The following is a 13034-nucleotide window of genomic DNA, read 5'->3' on the forward strand; positions in this document are numbered from 1 at the left end:
GGAGCGAGTGATGACGAAAAGAAAACCGATTGTGGGAATCAGTTTAAAAATGTATCAAAATCAATTAAAAGAAGCGCAACATTTTGCTCAAAAAATATCTGATTTAACGGGACAAGTCGAGGCAGTTGAGCAATTCATGTGTCCGGGTATGGGGGTTCTTTATCCAGTCTCTGTATTGCTCCGTGAAACGAACATTGGGTTAGGTGCACAAAATATGGCACCGGTTGCTTATGGCGCCTATACAGGAGAATTTTCGATTGATTCTTTACTGGATATGGAAGGAACCTACGTTGAATTAGGACATATCGAACGACGGACGATTTTTAGTGAAAGTGATGATATGATCAATCAAAAAGTGTTATTGGCCTTAGAAAAAAATGTAATACCCGTTCTTTGCATTGGGGAGTCGGAACATAGTGAGGATTATGAAGAAATCAAAAATTTGTTATTGAAGCAATTATTCCTAGCATTGAATCAAGTCCCGCATAAACAAGCTGAAAAAGTTATTCTAGCCTATGAACCAGCTTGGGCAGTCGGAAAAACATTGGCAGCAAGTGCTGTTCACGTCCATGCAGTTCATGGAATTATTAGAGAGTGTCTAACAGAGTTATATTCATATGAAACAGCTCAAAAAACACGAATCATTTATGGGGGTTCTGTTTCTCAAGAAAATGTTCAGTTGATTGTTTCAGATGAAAATGTTGATGGGGTTTTTGTCGGACGATTTGGTCATGATCCTGAGCGCTATGCGAATATTGTGAAGACCGTCAAAATGATCAAGGAGGGTAAAGGATGTTTGGAATAATTTTGGTTTCCCATAGTCAAAAAATTACAGATGGCACAAAAGAAATGATTGAAGAGATGACAGGTGAATTAGACGGTGTGCGGGTTATTTCAGCAGGTGGGACAGGTGATGGACGTTTAGGAACAAATTCAGTGATGATTATGGACTATATAGAGAGTTGTCGGGATTGCGAACATATTTTAATTTTTTGCGATATTGGAAGCGCTATTTTGAGTTCGGAAACAGCGATCGATTTAATTGAGGATGAAGGGCTAAAAGATAAAGTAGAAATCATGGATTGCCCTTTAGTAGAAGGAGCCTTTGCTGCTGCGGTTCAAGCATCCGTTTCACAAAATAAACAACTAGTTGTTGCAGAGTTAAGTCATTTATAAAGAAAAGGAGCAAAACAATGAAGTTCATACGAGGATTGATCGGCTACACGATTGCGGGCATGATAGTGATGGCGGTTTGGGGACAATTGGGGGCGTTCGGCATTTTTGGTGGCTACTTAGCTGCGTTTATCATTATTGGTCCGATGTGGTTTATGAATCATTTCGTTAACTTAGTCGGAAACGAAGATGATGCGGCGTTTGTTGATATGGGATTAGCAATTGGGGTCTGTGGTATTATGCGAGACACATTTATGAATGGGACAGAAAGCCTCGTCTCTTCATTACCAACAATTGGTTTAGTTATTATTGGGGCTGTCATTGGTGGAATTGTTGCAGCAGCGATTGAAAAAAGCATGGCAAAAGAGACCGAACATGAAGCAACTGCGCCAGAACCTGGCATGACAGAAAAAGAATTAGATCGTTTAGCAGAAACAGAATAAAGGAGGGAATCAAACATGACGATTAGTTTAGGGATTGCAACAGTTTTAGGCGGCTTTTTATTTCCATTTGCCGTTCGAATGATCTGGGGAAAAATGGTTGATCAGTGGGGTGCAATTGGTGGTTGGATGGCAGCGGCATTTGTTGTGGGAACTGTGTGGTGTATCAATCATGGGATTTCGACACCGATGATCACACAATCTGGAACAGCCTGGGTCGATATGGGGTTAGCAGCCGGAGTTGGTGTTTGGGTTGCGTCAGCTTTAACTGGAGGCAATGTGAAAAAGTCGTATAGAAATGTCTTAGCAGCTGTTTCTGGCGGTATTCTTGGTGGATTCTTATTGTCATTATTTTTATAAAATGAAGGAGAGATTTAGATGAGAAGATTAGTAAACGATGGCTATGAAGTTGTCGAAGAAATGTTAGAAGGTTACTGTGCTGCACATAAAGAGTATGTTCGATTTGCTGATAATAAAAGAGTATTAGTTAGTCAAAAAATGAGTGAAGAACCTAAAGTACGTGTGATTGTCGGCGGTGGCTCTGGTCATGAACCTTTATTTATCGGCTATGTTGGAGAAAATTTTGCAGATGCTTCGGTTGTTGGTAATATCAATACTTCACCAGCCCCAGATGCCTGCTATGATGCGGTCAAAGCTGTAGATAGTGGCAAAGGCTGTTTATTCATGTACGGTAATTATGCTGGTGATGTGATGAACTTTGATATGGGTGTAGAATTAGCTGCAGAAGATGGAATCAGAGTAGAAACAGTCCTGATTACAGATGATGTCTATTCCGCTAAAAATGTACCGGATCGTCGTGGTGTTGCAGGGGATGTACCGGTCTTTAAAGTTGCCGGAGCAGCAGCTGCTAAAGGCTACGATTTGGATAAAGTCAAAGCTTTAGCAGAAAAAGCGAATAGTAACACTTATTCGATGGGCGTTGCATTATCCTCTTCAACCTTACCAGTCACAGGAAAAGCTATTTTTGAAATGGATGAAGGAGACATGGAAGTTGGCATGGGGATTCATGGTGAGCCAGGAATCAAACGAAGTAAATTAGAACCAGCTGATAAAGTCGTAGATCAGCTGTTGCGCTATATTTTAGAAGATGCACAGGCGAAGGCTGGTGAAGAGTACCATGTCATGGTCAACGGCTTAGGCGGGCTACCTGTCATGGATTTATATGTTTGTTATCGACGCGTGGCAGAAGTATTAACAGAGAAAGGCATCGTTCTCCACAGACCATTAGTTGGAAATTATGCAACATCAATGGATATGGTAGGAATGTCGATCACAATCGTTAGATTAGATGAAGAATTGAAAGAATTGTTGGATATGTCATGTGATACGCCGTATATGAAACTTTAAAAAAGGAGAGTACAAAAAATGGAGTATAAAGGATATGATATTAATTTTGGTTTAACGGATAAAGTAGCGATCATCACTGGAGGGTTAAGCGGAATCGGTGAAGCAATCGCAGCGCTTTTTGCACAAAAAGGGGCTAAAATCGTTATTTTTGATATAAAAGACGAGACAGAACAACTTGTTTCAGAAAAATTCAAAGAAAATGGCCTTGGGATCAAAGTAGATGTCACCAATAAAAAGAATGTAATCCAAGCTATTACTACAGCAAAAAGTCATTTCGGCAAAATCGACATGCTCGTCAACTCGGCTGGTGTCGCTTTACTAGATGATGCTGAAAATCTGTCTGAAGAATATTGGGACAAAACATTTGCGATCAATGTAAAAGGCAGCTTTTTAGTCGCACAGGCAGTTGGAAATGAACTAATCAGTGGCAATGGTGGGAAAATCATCAATATGGCTTCACAAGCAGCAGTCGTGGCATTAGATAATCATGTCGCTTATTGTGCAAGCAAAGGAGCCATCGTTTCGATGACAAAAGTGCTGGCCTATGAATGGGCGCAATATGATATTAATGTGAATTGTATTTCTCCCACGGTGATTTTGACGGAATTAGGGAAAAAAGCTTGGGCAGGTCAAGTTGGTGAAGAGATGAAAAAACAAATCCCTGCTGGACGTTTTGGCTACCCAGAAGAAGTGGCAGCTTGTGCACTCTTTTTAGCAGCTGATGCATCAAACTTGATCACTGGAGAAAACCTTGTGATCGATGGCGGGTATACGATCAAATAAGGACCTAGGTATTGAGTAATAATTGTTTTAACTGATTATTACTTAATACCTAAAAGAATTTTATTTTAGATAGGAGTAATGAGCTATGACAACAGAAGTAATCGCAAATAAAACCTTTTTTAAAAACTCACTTATAAAGATGGCAGAGCTATCAGAAGAGCAAAGAGATTATTGGACTTCTTTGGATTCGAACATCGGAGATGGGGATCACGGAATCAATTTGAGCATTGGCTTTCGCGGTATTTCTAAAGAAATCGAAGAGCTGGATCAGACAACAGAAGATATTCATTCATTACTCAAAAAATCTGGGATGATTTTACTGTCTAAAGTAGGCGGAGCATCAGGACCTTTATACGGCAGCTTTTTCATAAAAATGGGCAAAGAGGTTGAAGGGAAAACAGAAGTAACCTTCCCAGAATTTGTAGAGATGCTTCAGTCTGGTATTGATGCCATTCAAGCCCGAGGCAAAGCAGAACTACAAGATAAGACAATGTTAGATGCACTGCTGCCAGGGATTGAGTATCTACAAGCCCATAAAAATGAGGAAGATTATCTGACAGTCATGGAAAAAGCAATTCAAATGATGCAAGAAGGAGCCGAATCTACTATTCCCTTAATTGCTAAAAAAGGTCGGGCAATGCGCCTTGGTGAACGAGCAATAGGGCACAAAGATCCTGGTGCTGAATCTTCTTGGATGTTGCTGAACGTTTTTTACGAAGAAATGAAAAAGAATAACTAAAGCAGGATGTGTGGCATGGAAAAGTTAGAAAAAAAAGCGCAAGAATTGAGAAGGATGATTATTGAATCATTAGCGGCTGCAGGGTCAGGACATCCCGGTGGTTCCTTATCAGCAATCGACATTTTAACAACCTTATATTATCAAGAAATGACGATTAATACGCAAAACTATGAACAACGAGATAGAGATCATTTCATTTTATCCAAAGGACATGGTGCCCCAGCCTTATATGCGATATTAGCAGATAAAGGTTTTTTTCCAAAAAGTGATTTAATGACATTACGTAAATTTGGCAGTCACTTACAAGGACATCCAGATAAAAATAAAACCTATGGCGTTGATGCATCAAGTGGTTCATTAGGTCAAGGACTATCAATTGCCAATGGGCTAGCATTAGCGAAAAGAAGTAACGATAGTGACTGTTTTACCTTTGTGCTGCTAGGTGACGGAGAACTTCAAGAAGGGCAAGTTTGGGAAGCGGCGATGAGTGCGGCTCATTATCATTTGAATCGGCTCATTGTGCTGATTGATCACAATGGCTTACAAATCGATGGCACCAACGAAGCAATCATGGGAGTCGGTGATATTGGAGCAAAATTTGCTAGTTTTAATTGGCATGTACAGCAGGTAAATGGACACACTATATCAGCTATCGCTCAAGCGATTCAGATGGCAAAAAAAGAAACTGAGGCACCAAGCGTAATTGTTTGTGAAACCATCAAAGGTAAAGGAATCAGTTTTATGGAAAATCAAGTCGGGTGGCATGGAAAAGCTCCTTCACATGAAGAAGCAGCATTAGCCTTGGCAGAGTTAATGGGAGCTGAATAAAATGAAAAAAGCAACAAGACAAGCATATGGTGAAACGTTGGTAAAGCTAAAAGAACATCCAGATTTAGTTGTGCTAGATGCAGATTTATCTGCGGCAACAAAAACAGAAATTTTTGCAAAAGAGAGTCCTACCAAATTTTATAACATGGGGATTTCAGAAGCGGATATGATCGGTACAGCGGCTGGTCTAGCACTAGGTGGAAAACGTCCTTTTGCGAGTAGTTTTGCTATCTTTGCAGCTGGTCGGGCCTATGAACAGATTCGCAATAGTGTGGCGTATCCGCAGTTGAGTGTCACGATTGCTGCGACGCATGCAGGCGTAACTGTGGGAGAAGATGGGGGCTCACACCAAGCAATTGAAGATATTGCATTGATGCGAGTGATTCCGGGCATGACGATCCTCAATCCTGTGGACGATTTAGAAACAGAAGCTGCGATAGAAGCAATCATGGAACATACTGGACCAGTTTATTTACGTTTAGGTCGGTTACCGGTGACCAGAGTCCACGCAGAAAAAAATACGTTTAAAATTGGAGAAGGAGAAACACTGACAACAGGTTCTGACGGAACCATTATAGCAACAGGCTTGATGGTACAAGAAGCTTTGATTGCTGCTGAAAAATTGAAACAGTTAGGAATTGATCTTCGAGTTTTAAACTTTTCTACGATTAAACCGCTAGATGAAAAGCTTGTTTTACAAGCAGCTAAAGAAACACCTTGGCTGATTACGGCAGAAGAACATAGCGTAATCGGCGGCTTAGGTTCAGCTGTCTGTGAATATCTTTCAGAACATTATCCAACAAAAGTGATAAAAATCGGAATTCAAGATCGATTTGGCCAATCCGGGGATCCAGAATTACTGAAAAAAGAATATGGCTTAACTGCTGAGCATTTGATTGAAACAATAAAGAAACTCTCTTTTCAATAAAACAAGATTGAAAAACTTCTGAAAATTTAACAGAAGTTTTTTGTCTATTCACAAATGACTTTCTCCTCTTTGACAAACGTATAAAAAAGAGTTATTATTAATTTAGTGATTGACTACGGATGTAGTTCTTTGTGCTGTTAAGCAAGAGAATAGTAAAAGGGAGACTTTTTATGTCAGAAAAGAAAAAATCATTAAAGATCACAGATGCAGAGTGGGAAGTCATGCGTGTTGCATGGACAACGAAAGCAACGACGAGTAAAGAAGTCACTGCAGCTCTGAATGAAAAGACTGAGTGGAAAAGTACGACAGTTAAAACGTTGCTAAGCCGTTTAGTCGATAAAGGAATGTTGGGCACAAAGCGGACTGGGAATAAGTTTATTTATTTTCCTTTAGTAGAAGAACGCTCTAGCATTGAAATACTTTCACAAGAGCTGTTGACAAAAGTTTGTAGCAAAAAAGTCGGTAAAGTTCTTGAATCCATCATCAATGACAGTTTATTGAGTGTTGACGATATTACCCGATTAGAAACACTGCTTAAAGAGAAACAGAAAACCGCAGTGAAAGAAGTACCTTGCAACTGTATTCCTGGTCAGTGTCAGTGTCATTTAGTGAGTTAAAGCAGTACAATTAAAACAAGGATAAGGAGTGTTTACCAATGGAAAAAACAGTAACGATCAACGGAATGAAATGCGATGGTTGTGTAACGATCGTCAAAGAAAATTTTGAAAAAATTGCAGGTGTCCAATCAGCTAGTGTTGATTTAAAAAATAAATCAGCCGTCGTGATTAGTGAAAAAGAAATTTCAAATGATGAGCTACAGCGTTCGCTTTCTGAAACAAAATTTACTGTAGCGTAACGAACAGTCAAAAAAAGTTTAGTTCCGAAAAAAATGGAACTAGACTTTTTTTATGCTCTTTTTTGTATACTAAAATTAGCTTTTTTTATTTGCTTAAATATGATTGCGCTTACATTTTTGCAAGTAAATGTTGCAACAATCTCTACTAATCAATTGCAGCAATCAGCTATATACTGAAATCAGACAAGGAGAGAAACAGATGAAAGATCGAACGATACAAATCTTAAAACGCTTTATTTGGTCAGACTATCCAGTGACTTTAGATGAGCTAAGTGAAGATTTTCGAATTAGTCACAGAACTATCAGAAATGAAATTAAGGAAATTAACGAATTTCTAGCAAATCAAAAACTACCAGAAATAAAAACAATCAGAAAAAGAGGAATGTTTTTAGCCTTACAATTAAAGGAAAGAACGAAGTTGGAACCTCTGATTGATGAAAAAAATGAATTTGATTATTTAAATCGGGAAGAAAGGATTTTCGACTTGATTTTGGCTTTTTCTTTGTCTGAACAACCTATTTTTTTATACCAAAAAGAAAGTGAGTACCAAATTTCGAAAAGTACGATGGATGAAGATATGCGCAGAGTTCGAACGATTCTTTTGAGGTATGGTATCGAAGTTTTGAGTATGCCAAAACAAGGAATCGTCTTAAAAGGATCAGAGCGAACCATTCGTACGATGATTTATGATGTGATCAATCAAGCGATAGACAATTTGCAGTTTATTGATGAAAGTGAGATGGGACTGACAACTTTAGAAAAGCAGTTATTTCGTTACATGCCTAAAAATATACTAAAAAAAATAGATCAAGTCTACCATCAATCAATTTCTCCACGAGAAGATATTTATCGAAATCATTCTGTTATGTTCACTGCAGTTTGGCTGAGTCGTTATTTTAGGCAGGAGTTGATCGTGACGTCATCTTGGGAAATAGCGGATAGTGTTCAAAATAAGATTCGGTCTTTTATAGATCAATTATGCCGAACACTTGCAGTTAGACCGCCAACAGCTGAAATAAATTATATTGTGTTTATGTTAGAGACGATTCAAACAGGCAGCATGAGTACTTCTGTTGAATGGGTCCAAGCACAATTGCTATCGATCCAGCTCATTCAATCTGTCGAACAAGCGACAAAAATACCCTTTTCAAAAAAAGAAGAATCATTACACGAAGGATTATATCGACACATGGCTGGTTTGATCAATAGAGTCAAAAGTGAAATTCAACTTTTAAATCCTTTAAAAGAAAACATCAAGCGCTATTATGCTTCGATATATTTAGCCATAAAAAAATTTGCACCAACGATCGAAGCTATTACGAAAAATGAATTGAGTGATGATGAAATTGCCTTTTTGACGATTCATTTTTCTACATCGGTTAGTGCGATCAATCAAGAGTTGAAATACACGTACAAAGCAGTTGTGATCTGTAACCACGGAATAGCAACAGGAAAATTATTAGCAGAAAATCTAAAAGAGTTATTCAACATTGAGGTAGTAGCTGTTTTAAGTTCTGGAGAAATGGAACTGATCTCAAAACTAGATGTCGATTTGATTTTTTCAACAGTCAACTTGACCTATCAAGAATTACCGATTCTAGTTTTAGATCCGATCATTAAAGAAGAAAGTCGTCAAAACATTCAAGAATTTTTAGAACGAAATAAACAAGTTCAACGCTTGATCAATAATGGGAAGGATTCTACAGACTTATTTTATGAAGTACTTGATTTGATCAAGACAAGTGGCGGAATCGTTTCTAGTGAAATTTATCAAAGTTTAGAAGAAGCATTTGATAAGAACAATTTAAAGATAAATAAAAAGGAGTTGCAGCCGATGCTGAGAGATGTCTTAAAACAAAGCGATATCTTATTATTAGAAAAATGTCCAGATTGGGAGTGTGCGATTCAAAGCGTTGCGCGTCCATTGTTAAAAGACAAGAGTATTGAAGAATCCTATGTCAAGGCTATGATTGCCTCAGTCAAAGAGTTTGGTCCATATATTGTGATCGGAAAACATTTAGCTTTGGCTCATGCACGACCAGATGATGGCGTGAATAAACTAGGAATCAGTGTCGCGACCATGGCCGAACCCGTTGTATTTGGAAATGAGGAGAATGATCCGGTAAGTATTATTTTTTGTTTAGCCGCAGTCGATTCATTTTCTCACTTGAATATTATGAAAAGCTTGATTGAATTGATCAATGACGAGACGAAGATAAACCGTTTAGCTCAGTGTACGACTGTAACAGAATTTGAAACGATTTTGTATGAAGAAAGTATGAAAGAAACACAAAAATAAACAAGACAGGAGCAAATCATCATGAAAAAACTAACGATTCTATTTGTTTGTGGTGCAGGATTGGGGAGTAGTTTTGCAGCGCAAATGGCGGCAGAAGATGTGTTAAATCAAAAAGGAGTCGAGGCAAAACTAGAGCATACGGATATCTCATCGGCTGTTTCTATGAATCCGGATATCATTATCACTGCTCAAAATTTCCAATCACAATTCGAGAAATTTAGCATTGATGAGGAAAAAACAGCGATCATCTATTTGAAAAATATTGTATCAAAAGTGGAAATTGATGAAAAAATCACACCCGTTTTACAAGCAAAAGGCGCAATTTAGCGACAAAAAATTAATGGAGGGATTTTAACATGGGGGTAGTCAATTTTATCATCGAAAATATTTTAACACAGGCTTCGATTACAATTAGTTTGATTGCAATGCTAGGATTGATCTTACAAAAAAAATCGATTGGGCAAGTTTTATCGGGCTCATTGAAAACACTGTTAGGGTTTCAGGTGTTGAGTGCAGGTTCTAGCATTATCGTAGGGAGTTTGACGTATTTTGGTGAGATTTTTACAGAAGGGTTTCATATGCAGGGAATCATTCCATCGATCGAGGCAATCAACGGCCAAGCGATGAATGAACTGGGGTTAGGTCGAGACATTGCGTTGACCTTTCTAGCTATTTTTGTTTTTAATATTCTCATTGCCCGTTTTACAAAATGGAAATATATTTTCTTAACAGGCCAAGCGATATTATGGATGGCAACGATGACGACAGTCTTTGGTTACTTTGCCGGTCTTCGTGGAATAGCCTTGATCATTGTAGGTGGCTTTATCGGTGGCGTTTTCGCCGTTGCAATGCCAGCAATCGCGCAGCCTTTTATCAGAAAAATCACTGGCTCAAATGATATTGCTTTAGGTCATTTTTGTACAATTGGCTATCTATTTGAAGCAGGAGTCGCTTGGATTTTTGGTGAACGTGGTGAAAATAAGAAGTCAGTAGAGGATCTTAAATTACCGAAATCCTTTGAATTTCTTCAAGATACCTATTTGTCTGTAATGGTTGTGATGGTGCCATTATATATCGTGACGGTGTTATTCGCAGGAGAAACATTTGCTTCGACATTATCAGGTAACCAAAATTATATCATGTTTGCTTTCCTACAAGCGATCCAATTTGTTGTTGGAGTGTATGTTTTATTAGCTGGTGTACGCTTATTACTTGGAGAAATCGTACCAGCCTTTAGAGGGATCGCGATGAAACTTGTACCAAATGCCATTCCAGCATTAGATTGCCCTGTATTTTTCCCATATAGCCCAAATGCAGTGATTTTAGGCTTTATTACAACTACGATCGGGGCTGTCTTAGCAATGTTCATTTTACCGACATTTGGCTTAGCAATGATCTTGCCAGGTATGTTGACGAACTTTTTTGCCGGTGGAACTGCTGGGATTTTTGGAAATGCGGTAGGTGGAAGAAGAGGCGCGATCATTGGTGGCATTGCCCATGGCTTTTTCATCACATTATTACCAGCCTTGTTAGTCACGATCTTCAACAGCATGGGCTTTGTCAATGCCACAGCGACCGATGTAGACACCGTTACCGCAGCGCTTCTATATGCTTGGATCATTAGTCCAATCATGAGAGCCTTTTAACAATAGGAGGGAACAGCATGTTTAATTTTCTCAAAAAGAAAACTGTTGTGAAAACAGAATCTGAAGCGCAACTAACAGAAGAGCAGCAAGATGAAATGCGCAAAAAAATCGAACAAATAAAACGAGAAATCGATACTCTAGAATTAGCGGATAAAGAATTAGCTGAAAAATATGAGGAACTTGGGCTATTATTGGCCCAACTAAAAGAAGACGAGCAGGCGATTGCTATGCTAGAAAAAAGCCAAATCTATAAAAAAAGTATCGGAGCAGGCTATAAAAAGTTGCTCAATTTATACAATCAAAAACGTGCAGAAGCTGCCAGAAATGGAGATGATGGGGGAATCGATCACTGGATGAACAAAATGGATGAGATGCGACAAATTGCAAAACAAGTTACGATTGGTGGCAAATAAAATCAATAGACAGGAGACGGACACATGTATACAACCTTAAAAGAAGTAACAGCAACGGCAACAGAATTGAATTTTACAGTAGGGGCTTTTAACGCCCATAATTTGGAAATGTTGCCTGAAATGATTCGGGCAGCAAAAGAGATGGGGGCTCCGATTATTATCCAAACTAGTGTTGATACAGCAAAGTATATTGGCTACGAGGTCTTGGTTTCAGTGGTGAAAACAATGGCTGAAAACGAAATGGTTGATGCGGTCCTTCATTTAGACCATGCGCGGAATTTTGATGACATTAAAGAAGCAATCGATCAAGGGTACACCTCTGTTATGTACGACGGTTCACACCTCCCTTTCAAAGAAAACATTCTAAAAACCAAAGCGGTAGTCGAATATGCTCATAAACATGGTGTTTCTGTTGAAGGAGAATTAGGTACGATTGGTGGAACGGAAGAAGGAATCCATGTGGCAGAAAATGACAAAGTTTACACTAAACCAGAGGATGCACTAGCATTTGTAGAAGCGACTGGAATCGATGCCTTAGCCATTGCGATTGGAACAAATCATGGACAATTTAAATCTAAAACCGAAGTGAACCTACCTCTGCTTAAAGAAATCCACGCAATTGTTGATATTCCATTAGTTATTCATGGCGGAACTGGCGTTAAAGAAGAAGATTATCCAGAACTAATCAATAATGGTATCCGCAAATTTAATGTTGGGACGGAACTTTTAGTGAATTGGACCAAGATGGCCAAAGAGTCATTTGAAGAGACTGCTGTAAATAAATCATTACGATACAATGTGATTCCCGCCAATGAAGTTTGTCACGACATTGTGAAACACAAAATCGGTTTGTTTATGAATAGCAACAGTCCATTACAAGTAAGGTAGATTAATGAAAAAGTATTTAATTCTACTGGCAGGCAGCCCAGCAACAGGTAAAAGCTATCTCATTCAAAAAATCCGCGAACAGATTCCTGATCTTTTTCTAATTACACCAGATGAAGGAAAAGAATTGTTTGCAGATTCAATCGGGTTTGATACGCTTGCCGAAAAAGCGCAGCTGGAGAAAAAAGTTTGGCATTTTTACTATGTTGTTTTAGCGCTCTATATGGAAGCAGGCAAGCAAGTGATTGTTTCAGAGTATCCTTTTAGTGATAAACAAAAAGAAACACTAGCGAACTTGGCAGATACTTATGCGTATGAAGTGATCACGATCCGGTTGGTAGCTGATTTTGAAGTATTATGGCAAAGAAGAGCCCGACGAGATTTAGAACCAGATCGCCATCTCAGCCATCTCATGTCTCATTATCATTTTTCAGACAGATTAGAGGATCGAAGTCAGGCAGACAATCTAATTACGAAGGAAAACTTCAAACAAATCACTCAAACAAGAAAATACGATCAATTTCAATTAGGAGAACTTCATGAAGTAGATGTCACTGATTATGAGAAGGTCGATTACACGTCGTTGATCGACTATCTAAAAAAGAAAGTTCAAAGCAAAAAAAATAAATAGAAAGCAGAGAGACTCCCAAAAAAAATGGTGGGTCTCTTTGTTTTC

17 protein-coding genes are annotated in these 13034 nt (G+C 38.5%); all 17 read left to right on the plus strand.

Features of this window, described 5'->3' with window-relative positions; translation table 11 throughout:
• Nucleotides 1-10: 10 nt before the first annotated feature.
• The 17 genes from BCR24_RS02565 (at nucleotide 11) to BCR24_RS02645 (ending at nucleotide 12989) form a co-directional block, all read left to right on the plus strand.
• A complete protein-coding gene (locus BCR24_RS02565) occupies nucleotides 11-805 on the plus strand; it encodes a triose-phosphate isomerase family protein (protein ID WP_069639004.1) in 795 nt (264 codons plus the stop codon).
• Nucleotides 793-1176, plus strand: a complete 384-nt coding sequence (gene dhaM, locus BCR24_RS02570) for a dihydroxyacetone kinase phosphoryl donor subunit DhaM (RefSeq protein WP_069639005.1) — start codon at nucleotides 793-795, stop codon at nucleotides 1174-1176. The genes BCR24_RS02565 and dhaM overlap by 13 nt, the downstream gene beginning before the upstream one ends.
• A 17-nt stretch (nucleotides 1177-1193) precedes the next feature.
• Nucleotides 1194-1616: a Lin0368 family putative glycerol transporter subunit gene (locus BCR24_RS02575; protein WP_069639006.1), complete on the plus strand. Its 423-nt coding sequence runs from the start codon at nucleotides 1194-1196 to the stop codon at nucleotides 1614-1616.
• Between the two features lie 15 nt (nucleotides 1617-1631).
• The gene (locus BCR24_RS02580) at nucleotides 1632-1973 is read left to right on the plus strand and encodes a Lin0368 family putative glycerol transporter subunit (protein WP_069639007.1); all 342 of its coding nucleotides are present in this window, start codon (nucleotides 1632-1634) and stop codon (nucleotides 1971-1973) included.
• An 18-nt stretch (nucleotides 1974-1991) separates the two neighbouring features.
• A complete protein-coding gene (locus tag BCR24_RS02585) occupies nucleotides 1992-2981 on the plus strand; it encodes a dihydroxyacetone kinase subunit DhaK (RefSeq protein ID WP_069639008.1) in 990 nt (329 codons plus the stop codon).
• An 18-nt stretch (nucleotides 2982-2999) separates the two neighbouring features.
• Nucleotides 3000-3764, plus strand: coding sequence for an SDR family oxidoreductase (locus BCR24_RS02590; RefSeq protein WP_069639009.1), 765 nt, complete (start codon nucleotides 3000-3002; stop codon nucleotides 3762-3764).
• A gap of 85 nt (nucleotides 3765-3849) precedes the next feature.
• On the plus strand, nucleotides 3850-4503 hold the full coding sequence (gene dhaL / locus BCR24_RS02595; protein ID WP_069639010.1) for a dihydroxyacetone kinase subunit DhaL: 654 nt from the start codon (nucleotides 3850-3852) through the stop codon (nucleotides 4501-4503).
• Nucleotides 4504-4518: 15 nt separating this feature from the next.
• Entirely contained in the window at nucleotides 4519-5331 is an 813-nt protein-coding gene (locus tag BCR24_RS02600) for a transketolase (protein WP_069639011.1), read from the plus strand.
• Nucleotide 5332: 1 nt separating this feature from the next.
• The gene (locus tag BCR24_RS02605; protein WP_069639012.1) at nucleotides 5333-6259 is read left to right on the plus strand and encodes a transketolase family protein; all 927 of its coding nucleotides are present in this window, start codon (nucleotides 5333-5335) and stop codon (nucleotides 6257-6259) included.
• A 170-nt stretch (nucleotides 6260-6429) separates the two neighbouring features.
• On the plus strand, nucleotides 6430-6876 hold the full coding sequence (locus BCR24_RS02610) for a CopY/TcrY family copper transport repressor (protein WP_069639013.1): 447 nt from the start codon (nucleotides 6430-6432) through the stop codon (nucleotides 6874-6876).
• Nucleotides 6877-6914: 38 nt separating this feature from the next.
• The gene (locus BCR24_RS02615; protein ID WP_069639014.1) at nucleotides 6915-7115 is read left to right on the plus strand and encodes a heavy-metal-associated domain-containing protein; all 201 of its coding nucleotides are present in this window, start codon (nucleotides 6915-6917) and stop codon (nucleotides 7113-7115) included.
• 199 nt (nucleotides 7116-7314) lie between these two features.
• A complete protein-coding gene (locus BCR24_RS02620) occupies nucleotides 7315-9414 on the plus strand; it encodes a BglG family transcription antiterminator (protein WP_069639015.1) in 2100 nt (699 codons plus the stop codon).
• A gap of 21 nt (nucleotides 9415-9435) precedes the next feature.
• A complete protein-coding gene (locus BCR24_RS02625; RefSeq protein WP_069639016.1) occupies nucleotides 9436-9741 on the plus strand; it encodes a PTS sugar transporter subunit IIB in 306 nt (101 codons plus the stop codon).
• Nucleotides 9742-9770: 29 nt separating this feature from the next.
• Nucleotides 9771-11060 carry a PTS sugar transporter subunit IIC gene (locus tag BCR24_RS02630; protein WP_069639017.1) on the plus strand — a complete coding sequence of 430 codons (1290 nt, stop codon included), beginning with the start codon at nucleotides 9771-9773 and terminating at the stop codon, nucleotides 11058-11060.
• A gap of 17 nt (nucleotides 11061-11077) precedes the next feature.
• Entirely contained in the window at nucleotides 11078-11473 is a 396-nt protein-coding gene (locus BCR24_RS02635) for a hypothetical protein (RefSeq protein WP_069639018.1), read from the plus strand.
• 24 nt (nucleotides 11474-11497) lie between these two features.
• The gene (locus tag BCR24_RS02640) at nucleotides 11498-12361 is read left to right on the plus strand and encodes a class II fructose-bisphosphate aldolase (RefSeq protein WP_069639019.1); all 864 of its coding nucleotides are present in this window, start codon (nucleotides 11498-11500) and stop codon (nucleotides 12359-12361) included.
• A gap of 4 nt (nucleotides 12362-12365) precedes the next feature.
• Complete coding sequence (locus BCR24_RS02645) at nucleotides 12366-12989, plus strand: P-loop nucleotide/nucleoside kinase family protein (RefSeq protein WP_069639020.1); 624 nt, start codon at nucleotides 12366-12368, stop codon at nucleotides 12987-12989.
• The last annotated feature ends 45 nt before the right edge of the window (nucleotides 12990-13034 follow it).

Origin of the sequence: Enterococcus ureilyticus (assembly GCF_001730315.1) — a bacterium.
GTDB classification, from domain to species: Bacteria; Bacillota; Bacilli; order Lactobacillales; family Enterococcaceae; genus Enterococcus_L; species Enterococcus_L ureilyticus.